Below are 13,602 nucleotides of genomic sequence, written 5' to 3'. Positions count from 1 at the left end.
AGCAGTCGGTGAACGATTGCCCCGAATCGACCGGACTCAGCACTCGATCACGTTGACGGCCAAACCGCCACGCGCCGTCTCCTTGTACTTGACCTTCATATCGGCGCCCGTCTCCCGCATGGTCTTGATGACCTTGTCCAGCGACACCTTGTGCACCCCGTCGCCGCGCAGCGCCAGCCGGGCGGCCGTGATCGCCTTGATGCTAGCCACCGCGTTCCGCTCGATGCAGGGGATCTGCACCAGGCCACCCACCGGGTCACAGGTCAACCCGAGGTTGTGCTCCATCCCGATCTCGGCAGCGTTCTCCACCTGCTCCGGGGTGCCACCGAGCGCCTCGGCCAGCCCCGCCGCCGCCATCGAACACGCCGAACCGACCTCACCCTGGCAGCCCACCTCGGCGCCCGAGATCGAGGCGTTCTCCTTGAACAGCACACCGATCGCCCCCGCCGTCAGCAGGAACCGCACCACACCCTCGTCATCGGCGCCCGGAACGAACCGGGTGTAGTAGTGCAGCACCGCCGGAATGATCCCGGCCGCGCCGTTGGTCGGCGCGGTGACCACCCGGCCGCCCGCGGCGTTCTCCTCGTTGACCGCGAGCGCGAACAGCGTCACCCAGTCCATCACGTGCAACGGGTCGGCCGACCCGGCCTCCGCCTCCAGGCCACGCCGCAGCTCCGCCGCGCGCCGCCGAACCTTCAACCCCCCAGGGAGTACGCCGTCCCGCTCGCAGCCGCGCTGCACGCACTCCTGCATCACCCGCCAGATCTCCAGCAGACCGGCCCGGATGTCCGCCTCGCTGCGCCAGGAACGCTCGTTGGCCAGCATCACCTCGCTGATCGACAGCCCGGTGCGGGTGGTGACGTCGAGCAGTTGCGCCCCGGTCAGGAAGGGGTACCGCACCACGGTGCTGTCCGGCTTGATCCGGTCCGCCCCGGCTGCCGCCTCGTCCACCACGAACCCGCCACCGACTGAGTAGTAGGTGCGGCTGCGCAGTTCGGCGCCGGCCCTGTCGTACGCCACGAAGGTCATCCCGTTCGGGTGGTACGGCAACGACCGCCGGCGGTGCAGCGTCAGGTCCCGATCAGGGTCAAAGTCGATCTCGTGCGCGTCGAGGATGTTGATCCGCCGCTCGGCCCGGATCCGCTCGACCCGAGGACCGACGGTGTCCGTGTCGACCGTCTCCGGCGACTCGCCGGCCAACCCGAGCAGCACGGCCGGACCGCTGCCGTGGCCGTGCCCGGTGGCCCCCAGCGAGCCGAACAGCTCGGCCTGCACCCGCGCCGTGTCCGTGAGCAGCCCGTCGGCCTTCAGCCCGCCAACGAACGTACGCGCGGCCCGCATCGGTCCCACCGTGTGCGAGCTGGACGGCCCGATACCAACGCTGAAGAGGTCGAAAACACTGATCATGGCTGCGCTTCCTCGCCGTCGTCCCGGCGTACGGGACCCGGCCGGGTCGTGACCGCCGGTCTGGCGGCCCCGCTCGTGACCGTCCGGGGTATGGGGTGCCGGCCCTCCGGGGTGTGGAAGGCCGATCAGCCAGCCTACCCGCCCAGCTCACCGCCCACCCGGTCCGGGACGTGAACACCCGACCATCGTCTCCCACCCGCGCCTCACCGCCCCGCGCCACGCGCAAGATCGCGCGGCCCCCGGTTCCCGCTCATCCGCCCCACCGGCCCGTCCGCTTCGCTCAACCGCTCAACCGCCCGGCAGCCCGGCAGCCCGCAAGATCGTGCTCGATCCAGGATGTAGTGGTCTCCGTCCGCCGCGATGCCACTACAACCAGGATCGAGCACGATCTCCGCGTGGCTGCGGCGGACGCGGCAGTGCGGGAGGCAGGCGGGCGGGCGCGAGCAGGCGGGCAACCAGCCGGCAGGCGCGGGCGGTATCGGGTGCGGGCGGTCGGGTGCGGGCGGTGGCGGGCGCGGGCGGGGTGCGGGCGGGGTGCGGGCGGGGTGCGGGCGAGGGTGGCGGGCGGCGCGCGAGGGGCGGTTCGGGGAGGCGTCAGCGGGGGGCTGCCCGGGTAAAGCACTTACGGGTCCACGGGTCGCCGCTCCTCCTCGGGACCGAGGGCGAGGTGGCCATCCCTTTCTACCGTGGATTGCAGACGCGGCGCACCGCCGCAGAGTGGGAGTACGACGATGAGTCGCAAAATGGTCCGGCCTCGCGAGGGGCGCATGATCGCCGGTGTCTGCGCCGGCCTCGGACGGCGGTTCGGCATGTCGGCCGGAATGGTCCGGCTGCTGTTCCTGCTGTCGCTGCTGCTGCCCGGCACGCAGGTGATCGTCTACCTGATCCTGTGGGTGCTGATGCCGAACGAGGACCGCTACCTCGCCTCCACCGGCCACTGACCCGCCCCGCGCACCTGACGTAATCGCAGATCTTGGACAGTTTCCGTTAGCAGCTAACGGAAACTGTCCAAGGTTGCTCGGTCCGCCACCACGACGATGCCTCATATCCGTCGAATCGGCCGCGCGCCTCAGCAACGGGCCTCCGGACCCTCGGCTGCCGTGGCACGACGAAAGCGCCCGCCCCGACGAGAGTCGGAGCGGGCGCTTCGGCGTACGGAGGGCAGGTCAGGGAGCCACGTAGGTGACCGTGATCTGCTGGTAGCCGAGGGAGCGGAGCAGCCCCTCCAGCATCTTGCGGGTGTTCTCCTCGGCTCGGGCGGAGAGCCCGCTGTCCCGGGCGGCGGCGGTGATCCGGTCCTCGGCGAGCTGGTAGACCTGCTGCTGCCGGTTGGGATCGTTGCCGACCAGGTCACCGAGTCGGTTGAGCAGACCGCGCTGCTCGGCGAAGACGTAGCTCTTCTCCATGTCGAGGTTGGTCTCGCCGAGCTGCGGCGCGGGCAGCTTGATCTCGACCGACTTGCCGTCGGCGGACTGGACGATGGCGCCCTCAGCGATCTTGGTGAAGTCGACGTACGCCTCGACGCTGCCGGCCCCGACGAACAGGGTGCGCTCGTTGAGCAGGAAGTCCGGAACGTTGCGCCGGTCGTTCTGCGTGTCGACCACGACCTGGAAGTTGCCTTCGGCGGCCACGTAGCGGCTGAGGTCCTGGATCGACTTCAGCAGCGGTGGCTGACTGCGGTCGGTCTGCTCCTTGGCGAACGGGTTGCGGAACTCCGGCAGGATGCCGGTCGCCTGGATGCCGAGCAACACGACGACGGCCAGCGCGGCGGCGCCGAGCAGCAGGAGCAGACCGCGGGCCGCCCCACCGCCACCGCCGGGGCCATCGCCACCGCCCGTCGGGCCACCGGGGCCACCGGGGCCACCCGGACCAGCAGGCCCGCCCGGACCAGCAGGCCCGCCGGGGTCACCCGGCGTATCCGTGCTCCACTCGGGTGTCGCGCTCGACCGCGCCTTGAGATCGTCACCGGTCGGGTAACCGGGGAACTCTCTCGTGGGCTCGTTGCTGCCAGCGTCGCGGGCCATCACCCTCACCGTCCTCGTCAGACACGTCGTCTGTCAATGACGGTACGGCCCCGATACGACAGTCGCGCGGCGAGCGCCAGGAAGTGACAAACGGGCAGGTCAGGCGAATGCGGAAAGCCCGGTGAGCCGCTGCCCGATGACCAGTTGGTGGATCTCGGAGGTGCCCTCGTAGGTCAGCACGCTCTCCAGGTTGTTGGCGTGCCGCATCACCGGGTACTCACCGGAGACACCGTTGGCACCGAGGATGGTGCGGCACTGCCGGGCGATGGCCAGCGCCTCCCGCACATTGTTCAGCTTGCCCACGCTGACCTGCTCGGGCCGCAGCCGCTGGGCGTCGGCGAGCCGGCCCAGGTGCAGCGCGAGCAGTTGCCCCTTCACCAACTCGACGGCCATGTCGGCGAGCTTCGCCTGGGTGAGCTGGAAGCCGGCCAGTGGGCGACCGAACTGGGTGCGGGTGGTCGCGTACGCCAGGGTGGTCTCCAGGCAGTCGCGGGCCGCGCCGACCGCGCCCCAGACGATGCCGTAGCGGGCCTCGGTGAGGCAGCTCAGCGGCGCCTTGAGCCCGACCGCCTCGGGCAGTTGGGCGTCGGCCGGGAGCCGGACGTCGTCGAGCACGATCTCGCCGGTCACCGACGCGCGCAGCGACATCTTGCGGCGGATCTCCCGGGCCGTGACGCCGGGCGTGTCCATGGGTACGGCGAAACCCCGTACGCCCTCGTCGGTGCGCGCCCAGATCACCGCGACGTCCGCGATCGGGGCGTTGGTGATCCACATTTTCCCGCCGGTGAGCACCCAGTCGTCGCCGTCGCGGCGGGCCCGGGTGGCCATCGAGGCGGGGTCGGAGCCGTGGTCCGGCTCGGTCAGGCCGAAGCAGCCGATGGCCTCACCGGTGGCCATCGACGGCAGCCAGCGTTGCTTCTGCTCCTCGCTGCCGTAGCGCCAGATGGCGTACATGGCGAGCGATCCCTGCACGGAGACCAGGGAGCGGAGGCCGGAGTCGCCGGCTTCCAACTCCTGGCAGGCCAGCCCGTAGGCGACCGCGGAGGCGCCGGCGCAGCCGTAGCCGGTCAGGTGCATGCCGAGCAGGCCGAGCTTGCCGAACTCGCGGGCCAGCTCCCGGGCGGGCACCCGGCCGTCCTCGTACCAGTCGGCGACGTGGGGTCGCACCCGGTCGTCGACGAGTTGGCGGACGACGTCGCGGATCTGCCGCTCCTCCTCGCTGAGCGACGGGTCCAGGTCGAGCAGGTCCAGCGGAGCGGTCATGGACGCCACCCTAACGAAGGTTCAGCGTACGAAAGAAGGGCTCGTCACTCGATCGGCTCGGAGAGGACCAGCACTCGCGCGTGGATCTGGTTGCGCTGCTGGAGGGCGGCGCGCAGCGCCCGGTGCAGCCCGTCCTCCAGGTAGAGCCCGCCGTTCCACTGCACGACGTGCGGAAAGAGGTCACCGTAGAAGGTGGAATCCTCGGCGAGGAGCTTGTCCAGCGCCAGCTCGCGCTTGGTGGTGATCATCTGATCCAGGCGCAGTGGCCGCGGCGGGATCTCCGCCCACTGCTTGAGCGTCAGATTGTGCTCCGGATAGGGACGCCCGTCCCGGACCGCTCTGAAGATCACGACGGCACGCTCCCCTCCCCGTGGCCGGGCCGACCGACGGCGCCGAGCCGGGCCGCGGCGGGCACCGCGCGGCGCGGCACCGATGACCGTGCCAGCCTAGCCGCCCAGCGCACGCTACGTTCTGCTCCCTGATGTCAGTTTCGCTACCGCTCGTCCGATCCTCAACCGGACGAACGGGACGTCCGCCTCAGTTCCACCGGCCGCGCCGCACGACTTCGTCCATCGGGCGACGTCCACGGCGCAACGATGGTGACCGATGGTCGGCTGCCCGGTAACCGATTGTGACGGCGCCGATGGGTTGATACTCCGCCGGCACGCCGAACGCGTCCCGGTAGGCGGCGAGCCGCTGCGGCGGAATGCCGAAGAAGCACGCACCCAGCCCCTCGTCCACCGCGGTGAGCAGCATCAGCAACGCCGCGAAGCCGGCGTCCACGTGCCAGTACGGCACCGGCCACCGGTCCGGGGACTGATCCGTCCAGCCCTTGTCCGGCTCCGCGTACCGCCGCAGGTAGGCCGACTCGTTGGCGTGCGGCACCACGATCAGGGGTGCCCGGCGCATGCCCGCGAGCCAGCGTTCCCGCCCACCGCCATCGGGGGTGGTGGCGGCCCAGAACCGTTCCCGATCGGCCGGCTCCTCCAACACCAGGAAACCCCAGCCCTGGGCGAAGCCGGCCGACGGCGCGCGGACCGCGTGGTCGAGCAGCCGGTCCACCACGTCGGGCGGGACCGGACGGTCCGGGTCGTAGTTGCGCACCATCCGCCGACGGCGGACGACCTCGGCGAACTCCATCAGGCACCGGGGCGGATGCCCCAGGCACCTCGCCAGGTCGTGCCGGGCTTGAGCGTCAGCAGATCCTTGCCCGACCGGAACGCGTCCGGTGGGCAGGTCATCGGCTCGACCGCCACCGAGCGACGGTGCCGCTCGCCGGTGAGGGCGTCCCCGGTGAACACCTGCCACCAACCGAACTCGGCATCCGCCCAGATGCTCACCCCGGCCGATCCGTCCGGCGCGGCGAGGCTCACCGACGAACCGCCGTCGGCGTCCCGGATCACCTCGCCGAAGCAGGAGTCCAACACGGCCGCGCCGATCCGGCGAGGGCTGGTCCAGTCGTACTCGGTGCCGGCCACCGGGGTCACCCCCACCGGCAGCAGCCGACCGTCCACCAGCACCCGGCTCCGGGTGGGCAGCCGCAGCACCAGGTCGTCCACCGCGACGCCCGGCAGTTGCAGGTACGGGTGCACGGAGAAGCCGAACGGGGCCAACTCCCCGCCGATGTTTGTCACCTCGTGCTCGGCACGCAGCCCGTCCGCGTCGACGCTCCACCGGCTGCGCAGCCGCAGCGGCCACGGGTAGCCGGGCTGCGGCGGCAGGTCGTAGCCGACCGTCACGGCGTCGGCCGACTGCTCCAGCAGCTGCCACGGCACCCAGTTGACCAGCCCGTGGATGGCCACGTGCCGCTCCGGCTCGGTGAGTGAAAGCTGGTGCGTCCGCCCGTCGAACGAGTAGCGACCATCGCGGATCCGGTTCGGCCAGGGCGCCAGCACCTGCCCGGTGCAACCGGGGCAGACCTCATCGGTCTGGTACCCGTCGAGCAGGTCGACACCGTCGTGCCGGTACGTCCGGAGCCCACCGCCGACCTCCACGATGACGGCCTCGTGGCCGGCGGCGGAGATGGTCCACTGGGCGCCGGAGAACGGGCGCGGATCGGGGCTTTCCATGCCGGCGACCCTAACCGGTCAGGTCCGGTCGTCGCTCGACGCCGTCGCCGCCCGGTAGCGCAGCAGCGCCGGGAACGCGACAGCGAGCACCACCACGAGCACCGCGGAGGCGAGCCCACCGGCCACCCAGGCCACCCCGCCACCGAACCCGGCGGCCATGGTGCCGGCACGCAGGTCGCCCAGGCGTGGGCCACCCGCCACCACCACCGTGTTGACGCCCTGGAGTCGGCCGCGCATCCGGTCCGGTGCGTAGACCAGCAGCATCGACTGACGCAGCACCGCGCTGATCAGGTCGGCGGCGCCGGCCACGGCGAGCAGCACGACCATCAGCCAGAGCTGGTGGGCCAACCCCGCCGCGGCGATGGCCAGGCCCCAGCCGACCACCGCGAGCACCAGGCCGAGCCCTTGGCGGCGGAGCCGGCCGATCCAACCGGAGGTCAACCCACCGATCATCGAGCCGATCGCGATGGCGCTGTAGAGCAGACCGACCGCGCCACCGCCACCGAATCGCTCGTGCGCGATCTCCGGAAAGAGGGCCCGTGGCATGGCGAGGATCATCGCGATCAGGTCCACCCCGAAGGACAGCAGCAGGACCGGGGTGGTGGCCAGGTAGCGGAACCCGTCGACGACGCTGGCCAGGCCGGCGCGCCGGGCCTGGCCGTCGGCGGTCGGCTCGGGCGGGAGCGAGGGCAGCCGCAGCGCGGCCCAGAGCATCGCGGTGAACAGCACCGCGTCCAGCCCGTAGGCGATCGGCAGGACCACAGTGGTGTCCGGCGAGGCGGAGAGGATCAGGCCGGCGGCGAGCGGGCCGGCGACCGAGGCGGCGGTGAAGGTCGTGTAGTTCAGGGTGGTGGCGGACGCCACCAGGTCGTCCGGCACCAGCCGGGGCAGCATGGCGCTGCGGGCCGGCGAGCTGATCGCGAACGCCACCGACTGCAGCGCCATCAACGCCAGCAGCAGCACCGGGCTGCCCACGTCCAGCACCGCCTGGAGCAGCAGCCCGAGAGTGGATGCCCAGAGCAACAATGAGCCGCCGAGCAGCACCGCACGCCGATCGCGGGCGTCGGCGATCGCGCCGCCCCAGAGCCCGAAGACCAGCAACGGTACGAAGGCAGCCACGCCCAGTAGGCCCACCCAGAACGAGTCCCGGGTCAGGGCGTACATCTCCACCGGTACCGCGACGGCGGTGAACTGGAAGCCGAACATCGCCACGGTGTTGCCGAGCCAGAGCCGGCGGTACGCCGGAACCCGCAGCGGACGTACGTCGATCGCCCAGCGGCGCGCGGCGCGCGGCCGGGTCTCCCGCACACCCGTCACGGTGCCAACCGCTCGACGATCCAGCCACCCTCGTCGAGGCGACGGAAGCGGAGCCGGTCGTGCAACCGGCCGGCGCGGCCCTGCCAGAACTCCACCGACTCGGGTTGGACCCGCAGCCCGCCCCAGTGCGACGGGGTCGGGATCTCGGCCTGGTCGGCGAACCGCGCGGCCGCCTCCTCGTACCGCTGCTCCAGCGCCGCCCGACCCGACACCACCTGGGACTGCGGGCTGGCCCAGGCACCCAGTTGGGAGCCACGCGGCCGGCTGGCGAAGTACGCCTCGCTCGTGGCGCGGTCGACGTGCGCGACCCGCCCGGCGACCACCACCTGACGCTGCATGGGAAACCACGGAAAGACCAGGCTGGCGTACGGGTTGGCGGTCGCCTCGACGCCCTTGCGCGACAGGTGGTTGGTGAAGAAGACGAAGCCCTCCGGGTCGTACCCCTTCAGCAGCACCGTCCGCCCGCTCGGCCGGCCGGCCGAGTCGGCGGTGCCCACCACCATGGCGTTGGGTTCGGGTAGCCCGAAGGCCACCGCGTCGGCGAACCACCTGTCGAACTGGGTGTGCCAGTCGGCGGCCAGGTCAGCCTCGGTCAGGCCCAGGTCCGCGGCGTACTCGTTACGCATCGCGGCCGGGGCGGGTGTGTCACCCGTCACGTCCCCACTCCTTTTCGCAGGCCCCGCCAGCACCCTCCCGCGCTGACCAGCCCGCCCTGCCCAGTCTCACTGAGCCGAGCTGAGAATGCGCGTCCGGGGATGTCGCGTGCAGCACAGTCGCAGCGGGTCGCGTATCCCTTACTCAGCAGGCAGTATGTTCCGAACACATCCCTGAGGGTCGCCTAAGGCGCTCGGCCGATCGGGCCGGATGAGCGATCGGGCGCACCGACCAGATCCAGGAGAGCGACATGGCTGATTTCAAACCCGGGCTGGAGGGCGTCGTCGCCTTCGAGACCGAGATCGCCGAACCTGACCGTGAGGGCGGTGCGCTGCGCTATCGCGGAGTCGACATCGAGGATCTGATCGGCCAGGTGTCGTTCGGCAACGTGTGGGCACTGCTGGTCGACGGCCGGTTCGGGCCGGGCCTGCCGCCGGCGGAGCCGTTCCCGGTGCCGGTGCACTCCGGCGACATCCGCGTCGACGTGCAGTCCGCGGTCGCCATGCTGGCCCCGTACTGGGGTCTCAACCAACTGCTGGACATCTCCGACGAGCAGGCCCGTGAGGATCTCGCCCGGGTCTCGGTGACCGCGCTCTCCTTCGTCGCCCAGTCCGCCCGCGGCCTCGGCCTGCCGGCGGTGCCGCAGAAGGAGATCGACAAGGCGCAGACCATCGTCGAGCGGTTCATGAAGCGCTGGCGCGGCGAGCCCGACCCGCGGCACGTCAAGGCCGTCGACGCGTACTTCATCTCGGCCGCCGAGCACGGCCTGAACGCGTCCACCTTCACCGCTCGCATCGTCGCCTCCACCGGGGCGGACGCGGCTGCCTGCATCTCTTCGGGCATCGGCGCCCTCTCCGGCCCGCTGCACGGCGGCGCCCCGTCCCGGGTGCTCAGCATGCTGGAGGCGGTGGAGCGCAGCGGCGACGCGGAGGGCTACGTCAAGGGCGTCCTCGACCGCGGCGAGCGGTTGATGGGCTTCGGCCACCGCGTCTACCGTGCCGAGGACCCGCGCGCCCGAGTGCTCCGGCGTACGGCCAAGGAGCTGGGCGCGCCACGCTTCGAGATCGCCGAGGCGCTGGAGAAGGCCGCCCTCGCCGAGCTTCAGGCCCGCCGCCCGGACCGGGTGCTGGCCACCAACGTCGAGTTCTGGTCGGCCGTGGTGCTGGACTTCGCCGAGGTGCCGGCGCACATGTTCACCTCGATGTTCACCTGCGCACGGATGGGTGGCTGGAGCGCGCACATCCTGGAGCAGAAGCGCCTCCAGCGGCTGGTCCGCCCGTCCGCCCGTTACATGGGCCCGGAGACCCGCAAGCCGTCCGACGTCGAGGGCTGGGCGGCCATCCCGCACGGCGTCTGAGCTGGTAGGAAAGGGCCCCTCCCCGACGCCGGGCGTCGAGGAGGGGCCCTTTTCGACGCCTCGCGTCGAAGAGAGGTCATTGTCGACGACTACCGGGGCCGACTGTGGCGAAGGACTCAGACCGACCGCCGGGACCCCGCCCATCGCCGTCCGGCCCGAGTGCGAGGATGAGGGCCGGCAGTGTCGCCGGGCCCGCCCTCGCCCTTGCGGAAGGATCTTCAAGACCGTGGCTGACGCACCGATCATCCGGATTCCCGATGAGATCAAGCCCGCCGACGGACGCTTCGGCTGCGGCCCGTCCAAGGTCCGCCCGGCGGCGGTGTCCGCTCTCGCTGAGGTCGCGACCACCTACCTCGGCACCTCGCACCGGCAGAAGACGGTCCGTGACCAGGTGGCCCGGCTGCGTTCCGGCATCGCCGAGTTCTTCTCGCTGCCCGAGGGCTACGAGGTGGTGATCGGCAACGGTGGCACCACCGCGTTCTGGGAGGTCGCCACCTTCGGCCTGATTCGCGACCGGGCCCAGTTCGCCAGCTTCGGCGAGTTCGGCGCCAAGTTCGCCAAGTCGGTCAAGGACGCCCCGTTCCTGGGTGAGCCGACCGTCCGCAAGTCCGACGCGGGCAGCGCGCCGACCCTGGTCGCCGAGTCCGGCGTGGACACGTACGCGACGCCGCAGAACGAGACCTCGACCGGTGTGGCCGTCCCGATCAACCGGGTGGCCGGTGCCGACGAGGGTGCGCTGCTGCTGGTCGACGCGACCTCCGGCGCGGGTGGCCTGGAGGTCAACGTCGGTGAGACCGACGTCTACTACTTCGCCCCGCAGAAGTGCTTCGGCTCCGACGGCGGTCTCTGGCTGGCCCTGATGTCCCCGGCCGCACTGGACCGGGCCGCCGAGATCAAGGCGTCCGGGCGCTACATCCCCGCCTTCCTCGACCTGGTCACCGCGATCGACAACTCGCGGCTGGAGCAGACCTACAACACCCCGGCGCTGGCCACCATCTTCCTGGCCGCCGAACAGACCGACTGGATGAACGCGCAGGGCGGCCTGTCCTGGGCGGCGAAGCGCACCGCCGAGAGCGCCGCCGCGGTCTACGGCTGGGCCGAGCGGTCCAGCGTGGCCACCCCGTTCGTCACCGACCCGGCGCTGCGCTCGAACGTGGTCGCCACCATCGACTTCGCCGACGGGGTGGACGCCACGGCGATCGCCAAGGCGCTGCGCGCCAACGGCATCGTGGACACTGAGCCCTACCGCAAGCTCGGTCGCAACCAGCTGCGGGTGGCGTTGTTCCCGGCCGTCGAGCCGGCTGATGTCGAGGCACTCACCGCGTCCATCGACTACGTGGTCGAGCGACTCTGACGTTCGTCACGGTCGGTGTCCGTTGGGGCCTCCACGGACACCGACCGTGATCATCGCCGCAGCTCAGTCACGACATGCGGGGTGTCGCTTCCCCCACCCCGAGGCAGATGCGCGTACGGTGGTCCGAGACGCCTGGGTGGCCGACTCGTGGCGTGCGGCCAGCGAAGCGGGACGGAGGCAACGCTATGCGCCCAGTACGCTTCGTCGCCCTCTCCGAGGACGGTCAGGCGCTGGTGCTCGCCGACGAGGTCGGGCGACTCCTCGCCCTGCCGATCGACGAACGCATCGCCGGCGTGATGCACCCCGAGCCGGGTGCCCCGCCGCTCGCGGTGGCACCGAGCACCGTCGACCCGGTTCCGTCGCTGTCTCCTCGGGACATTCAGGCCCGCATCCGCTCCGGTGAGTCCGCGGAGGATGTCGCCCGGATCGCCGGGGTGCCGGTCGACCGCGTGCTGCGCTATGCCGGCCCGGTGTTGCAGGAGCGGGCGATGCTCGCCCAGCACGCTCGCCGCACCCGCCTCAAGGGCGCGGAGAAGCCCACCCCGCTCGCCGAGGTGGTCAACGGTCGGCTGAGCCAGCACGGCATCGACACCGAGAAGATCTCCTGGGACGCGTACCGGCGTGACGACGGCACCTGGCGGATCATCGCCACCTGGCCGTCGGGCAAGGCGACCGCGCAGGCCATCTGGGACATGGACAAGGCCCGGCAGGTGGTCGCGCCGCACGACGACATGGCGCAGTACCTGTGCGCCGAGCGGCCCACGCCGATCCTCGGTCAGGAGCCGGCGCCGGAGCGGGGCGGGCACGCCCTGCCCGGTCCGTCGCGTGGTGAGCCGAGTCGTGGCGGGCACGGGTTGCCGGCGGCGTCCGAGCACCCGCGTCCTGGCCGTGATCCGATCCGGGCCGGCCGTGATGCCCTTCTCGCCTCCCTGGACCGCCCGCTCGGCGCCTCGTCGGGTCGAGGGCTGGAGCCGCGTACCCCGGCTGCCCTTGCCGGGTCGGACGCGCCCCGGCAGCGGCCGGTCGGTGGGGGTGCCGCCGCGCTGCTCGGCGGTGGCCAGGGCTCGGCCTTCGACGATGATTCGGACGCGCCCAAGGAGGTGCCGGCCGTGCCGTCGCTGGCGGTGCTGCGGCCCCGCCGGACTGGCGCTGCGGCGGCCGCCGGCGGCGAGTCCACCGACGCCAACGGCAAGCCGCGCAAGCGGCTGCCAAGCTGGGACGACGTGCTCTTCGGCAGCGGCCCGGCCGCCCGCGAATCCTCCTGACGCTTCGCGTTGACGGGTGACAGTGCGTCACCCGTCAACGCGAGCGTTCGGACCTCACCGAGTGTCTCCGGCGTCTTCCCGATGAGGGGCGGCGACCCCGCGTACGGCCTCGGCGACGGCACGGAAGTCCTTCTTGAGGATCGCACCGTGGTTGCTGGCGACCTTCGCCCCGATGGTGATGTTCGGGTTGCGGGCGGTCACCGCGTCGAGGCTGGCGCGGATCTGCTCCTGCTCGTCCCCGCGGCTGCCGAGGGACGTTCCCGAGGCGACCACGTACCGCACCGGGACGGTGATGGCGTCCAGCACTGGGCCCAGTTCGCGCTCGCGGGAGAGTTCGCCGAGTTCGATGTTGCTGTCCGCCATCTGGTCGGCGTTCATCCGTGGGGTCAGGCCGGTCGGGCGGAGCAGCGGCATGAACAGGTTCATCCGTCGGAACATCTTGCGGATCCGCTGCGCCATGGCCTCGTCGAGCCAGTCGTGCGGGAACGCGCCGTCGACCAGGACCGCGCCCAGGGCCCGCTCCGGGTTCCGGTTGGCCCAGTGTGCCCCGACCACCGCTCCGTAGGACCAGCCCACCAGCACCGCCTGGTCCACGCCTCGGGCGGCGAGAACGGCGTCGACGTCCCGGACGGCCGCCTCGAACGAGTAGTCGACTGAGCGCTTCGACTTCCTGCCGCGAGCCCGCTCGTCGTAGGTGATGTGCCGGAATTCGGTGCCAAGCTCGGCGATGACCCGCCGCCAGTAGCCCTGGGTGGCGAACTGGCCGTTGAGGTAGACCACGGGGATGCCGGGACCACCGGTGTCGGTGACGGCCAGGGCCGTGTCGTCGACCGACACCATGCCGGTCCACGGCGAGTTGGTTGAGGGCATGCTGTTGTTCGTCATCTCGATC

General features: G+C 71.4%; 13 protein-coding genes. 4 read left to right on the top strand and 9 right to left on the bottom strand.

Translation table 11 applies throughout. The annotated features are described in order from the left end of the window. Positions 1–36: 36 nt before the first annotated feature. A complete protein-coding gene (locus ACQRWP_RS30640; protein WP_430499695.1) occupies positions 37–1,407 on the bottom strand; it encodes an L-serine ammonia-lyase in 1,371 nt (456 codons plus the stop codon). Between the two features lie 731 nt (positions 1,408–2,138). On the opposite strand from ACQRWP_RS30640, the gene ACQRWP_RS30635 reads away from it, so the two are divergent. Further along, positions 2,139–2,348: a PspC domain-containing protein gene (locus ACQRWP_RS30635; RefSeq protein WP_430499694.1), complete on the top strand. Its 210-nt coding sequence runs from the start codon at positions 2,139–2,141 to the stop codon at positions 2,346–2,348. 225 nt (positions 2,349–2,573) lie between these two features. On the opposite strand, the gene ACQRWP_RS30630 is transcribed toward ACQRWP_RS30635, so the two are convergent. From ACQRWP_RS30630 to pdxH, 7 genes are all read right to left on the bottom strand, one after another. Then, a complete protein-coding gene (locus ACQRWP_RS30630) occupies positions 2,574–3,431 on the bottom strand; it encodes a DUF4230 domain-containing protein (RefSeq protein ID WP_430499693.1) in 858 nt (285 codons plus the stop codon). A 99-nt stretch (positions 3,432–3,530) separates the two neighbouring features. Continuing rightward, on the bottom strand, positions 3,531–4,694 hold the full coding sequence (locus ACQRWP_RS30625; protein WP_430499692.1) for an acyl-CoA dehydrogenase family protein: 1,164 nt from the start codon (positions 4,692–4,694) through the stop codon (positions 3,531–3,533). A 44-nt stretch (positions 4,695–4,738) separates the two neighbouring features. After that, positions 4,739–5,044, bottom strand: a complete 306-nt coding sequence (locus ACQRWP_RS30620; RefSeq protein ID WP_030329612.1) for a type II toxin-antitoxin system VapB family antitoxin — start codon at positions 5,042–5,044, stop codon at positions 4,739–4,741. Positions 5,045–5,231: 187 nt separating this feature from the next. Further along, on the bottom strand, positions 5,232–5,834 hold the full coding sequence (locus ACQRWP_RS30615) for a nitroreductase family protein (RefSeq protein WP_430499691.1): 603 nt from the start codon (positions 5,832–5,834) through the stop codon (positions 5,232–5,234). Then, positions 5,834–6,763: an aldose 1-epimerase family protein gene (locus ACQRWP_RS30610; RefSeq protein ID WP_430499690.1), complete on the bottom strand. Its 930-nt coding sequence runs from the start codon at positions 6,761–6,763 to the stop codon at positions 5,834–5,836. The genes ACQRWP_RS30615 and ACQRWP_RS30610 overlap by 1 nt, the downstream gene beginning before the upstream one ends. 18 nt (positions 6,764–6,781) lie before the next feature. After that, a complete protein-coding gene (locus ACQRWP_RS30605; RefSeq protein WP_430499689.1) occupies positions 6,782–8,080 on the bottom strand; it encodes an MFS transporter in 1,299 nt (432 codons plus the stop codon). Next, positions 8,077–8,706 carry a pyridoxamine 5'-phosphate oxidase gene (gene pdxH / locus ACQRWP_RS30600; protein WP_430503341.1) on the bottom strand — a complete coding sequence of 210 codons (630 nt, stop codon included), beginning with the start codon at positions 8,704–8,706 and terminating at the stop codon, positions 8,077–8,079. Before pdxH ends, ACQRWP_RS30605 begins: the two co-directional genes overlap by 4 nt. A gap of 278 nt (positions 8,707–8,984) precedes the next feature. On the opposite strand from pdxH, the gene ACQRWP_RS30595 reads away from it, so the two are divergent. From ACQRWP_RS30595 to sepH, 3 genes are all read left to right on the top strand, one after another. After that, entirely contained in the window at positions 8,985–10,091 is a 1,107-nt protein-coding gene (locus ACQRWP_RS30595; RefSeq protein ID WP_091395245.1) for a citrate synthase 2, read from the top strand. Between the two features lie 226 nt (positions 10,092–10,317). After that, entirely contained in the window at positions 10,318–11,445 is a 1,128-nt protein-coding gene (serC, locus tag ACQRWP_RS30590; RefSeq protein WP_430499688.1) for a phosphoserine transaminase, read from the top strand. 185 nt (positions 11,446–11,630) lie between these two features. After that, positions 11,631–12,710, top strand: coding sequence for a septation protein SepH (sepH, locus tag ACQRWP_RS30585; protein ID WP_430499687.1), 1,080 nt, complete (start codon positions 11,631–11,633; stop codon positions 12,708–12,710). A gap of 54 nt (positions 12,711–12,764) precedes the next feature. On the opposite strand, the gene ACQRWP_RS30580 is transcribed toward sepH, so the two are convergent. After that, entirely contained in the window at positions 12,765–13,595 is an 831-nt protein-coding gene (locus ACQRWP_RS30580) for an alpha/beta fold hydrolase (RefSeq protein ID WP_430499686.1), read from the bottom strand. Between the last annotated feature and the right edge of the window lie 7 nt (positions 13,596–13,602).

The sequence above is a fragment of the Micromonospora trifolii genome (assembly GCF_050516465.1).
Taxonomy (GTDB): Bacteria; Actinomycetota; Actinomycetes; order Mycobacteriales; family Micromonosporaceae; genus Micromonospora; species Micromonospora trifolii.
This window is presented reverse-complemented; position numbering and strand designations above follow the sequence as displayed.

Coding starts and splice junctions, on each gene's coding strand:
- ACQRWP_RS30640 (WP_430499695.1), bottom strand. CDS start 1,407: ATGATCAGTGTTTTCGACCTCTTCAGCGTTGGTATCGGGCCGTCCAGC.
- ACQRWP_RS30635 (WP_430499694.1), top strand. CDS start 2,139: ATGAGTCGCAAAATGGTCCGGCCTCGCGAGGGGCGCATGATCGCCGGT.
- ACQRWP_RS30630 (WP_430499693.1), bottom strand. CDS start 3,431: ATGGCCCGCGACGCTGGCAGCAACGAGCCCACGAGAGAGTTCCCCGGT.
- ACQRWP_RS30625 (WP_430499692.1), bottom strand. CDS start 4,694: ATGACCGCTCCGCTGGACCTGCTCGACCTGGACCCGTCGCTCAGCGAG.
- ACQRWP_RS30615 (WP_430499691.1), bottom strand. CDS start 5,834: ATGGAGTTCGCCGAGGTCGTCCGCCGTCGGCGGATGGTGCGCAACTAC.
- ACQRWP_RS30610 (WP_430499690.1), bottom strand. CDS start 6,763: ATGGAAAGCCCCGATCCGCGCCCGTTCTCCGGCGCCCAGTGGACCATC.
- pdxH (WP_430503341.1), bottom strand. CDS start 8,706: ATGCGTAACGAGTACGCCGCGGACCTGGGCCTGACCGAGGCTGACCTG.
- ACQRWP_RS30595 (WP_091395245.1), top strand. CDS start 8,985: ATGGCTGATTTCAAACCCGGGCTGGAGGGCGTCGTCGCCTTCGAGACC.
- sepH (WP_430499687.1), top strand. CDS start 11,631: ATGCGCCCAGTACGCTTCGTCGCCCTCTCCGAGGACGGTCAGGCGCTG.
- ACQRWP_RS30580 (WP_430499686.1), bottom strand. CDS start 13,595: ATGACGAACAACAGCATGCCCTCAACCAACTCGCCGTGGACCGGCATG.